2 protein-coding genes and 1 riboswitch are annotated in these 2,033 nt (G+C 73.0%); both genes read right to left on the bottom strand.

Features of this window, described 5'->3' with window-relative positions; genetic code table 11:
• Positions 1-107: 107 nt before the first annotated feature.
• Entirely contained in the window at positions 108-800 is a 693-nt protein-coding gene (locus tag JFN87_RS33035; protein WP_245182856.1) for a transglycosylase family protein, read from the bottom strand.
• A 6-nt stretch (positions 801-806) separates the two neighbouring features.
• A riboswitch (cyclic di-AMP (ydaO/yuaA leader) is annotated at positions 807-1,034 on the bottom strand.
• 321 nt (positions 1,035-1,355) lie between these two features.
• Positions 1,356-1,868, bottom strand: a complete 513-nt coding sequence (locus JFN87_RS34220) for a LysM peptidoglycan-binding domain-containing protein (protein ID WP_307865690.1) — start codon at positions 1,866-1,868, stop codon at positions 1,356-1,358.
• Positions 1,869-2,033: the final 165 nt, after the last annotated feature.

Raw genomic sequence — 2,033 nt, 5'->3', positions numbered from 1 at the left:
CCCCGCCCTGCGGGGTGCCGGCCGAGTGGGCCGCGGCGCGGACGCGACGACGAGCTGCGGGAGCGCCGCGTGGCGGCCGCGGTGTGGGCGCGGCCGCCTGCGCCGGATCAGTGCAGGTGCAGCTGCTGACCCGGGTAGATCACGTTGGCGTCCGTGACGATGCTCTTGTTCAGGTCGAACAGCTTGTGCCATCCGCCCTTGACGTGGTGCGCCTTGGCGATCTTCGAGAGGGTGTCGCCGGACTTGACCTTGTACTCGCCGTCGCCCTTCTTGATCTTCGTCGGGCGGGCGCTGCCGCGGCTCGCGTGCTCGGAGCCGCTGTGGGAGGACTGCCCGGAGGACTGGTGCGAGGTGCTCGACTGCGACTGGTGCGACGGAGCGGACTGCGACGACGTGTCGCTGCCCTGCGCCGCGCCGGAGCCGCCGGGGCCCGAGAGGTTCACGCCGCAGGAGGGCCAGGCGCCCTTGCCCTGCCCGGCGAGCACCTTCTCGCCGATGGCGATCTGCTGGGACTTCGTGGCCTGGTTGGCCTGCGGCGCGTAGGCGGTGCCGCCGTACGCGGCCCAGGTGGAGTTCGTGAACTGCAGGCCGCCGTAGAAGCCGTTGCCGGTGTTGATCGACCAGTTGCCGCCGGACTCGCACTGGGCGACCTGGTCCCACTCGGAGACGGAGGCGGCGGAGGCCGACGTGGCGGTCAGCAGCGGGACGGCCACGGCCGCACCGGTGACACCGGCGAGCGTGGCGTAGCGGACGGCCTTCGACGGGCGGCGGTGCTTGTGGGCCTTGCTGGAGCGCAGCAGCATGGAACATCTCCTCACCGACGCCTGCGAGGTCAGCTGTCGGGTTCGGGCCAAGTGAGTTGCCCGGTCGCGATCGGCCCACGTGCTTCGTGGTCCGTGCGGCCCGCACTGCTCGTGCGTGCCGCTCGCGGCTTCACCCCTAGCCGGTCCGCTGGGCTGTCCTTGTGGGACGGCCTTCCCGGTCCGGCGGCGGAACCATGGGTCCCCCGCTCCTGCCTACGGCGCTTGACGCGACGACTGTTCCTGGCGACCGACGGCAGGATTCGGCGTTTCGGTCGTCAGGGCCCGCGGTGCGAGCGATGAAGACCGTAAACATATGACTGTCGGATCTTCAAAGAAGGACATCTCGACGAAAACGCCCAAAGCGTTCACCCACATGGACCCATATCCCCAGGTGGCGGCCGAAACAGGCCCTTTGGGTGGGCCATTTCGACCAAACAACCCGAAGAGACGCTTGTCTCACTTTCACAGAATCGGACATACAGTGCCGAACTGACAGCGCACGGGGGCCACTTCGTGGCCGCCCGTGCGCTGTGGCAGAAGTCGCGTGCGGCGTCAGCCGACGCCGAGGTCGAGTGTCTGGCCAGGGACGATGTGGTCGGGATCGGACCCGAGGGCGGACTTGTTCGCGTCGTAGAGCGCGTGCCAGCCGCCGTCCACCCGCTCGCTCGACGCGATGCCCGAGAGGCTGTCGCCCGCGCGGACGGTGTAGCTGCCGTGCGAAGCGGCCGAGGTGCCCGAGGCCGTTGACGACGTGTCACCGGAACCGGCGTGGCGGCCGGATTGGGCGCCGCCGTCCGATTCGGCCGGCCTGGAGGTCGTGGACGGCGTGGACGGCGTGGACGAGGTGGACGGCGTGGAGGTCCCGGTCGACGGCGTCGAGGCCGTCGCGCTCGACGAGGCCGTCGCGCTCGACGCCGTCGCCTCGGGCGCCGAGCCGCCGCGGTGCTTGCCGCCGGCCGTGGTGGAGCCGGCGGCGCCGAGGTGGCCACCCACGGCGCCGAGGCCGGCCGCGGCGGCCGGCGAGGCGGGGGAGGCGGACGAGGCCGCCAGGTCGGAAGAGCACACGACTGAACACCAGTCGGCGAGGCAGCGGGGGAGCCGGCGGCGGCGAGGGGGGGGGGGGGGGGGGGGGGGGGGGGGGGGGGGGGGGGGGGGGGGGGGGGGGGGGGGGGGGGGGGGGGGGGGGGGGGGGGGGGGGGGGGGGGGGGGGGGGGGGGGGGGGGGGGGGGG

The sequence above is a fragment of the Streptomyces montanisoli genome, from assembly GCF_017813245.1.
Lineage (GTDB): Bacteria > Actinomycetota > Actinomycetes > Streptomycetales > Streptomycetaceae > Streptomyces > Streptomyces montanisoli.
This window is presented reverse-complemented; position numbering and strand designations above follow the sequence as displayed.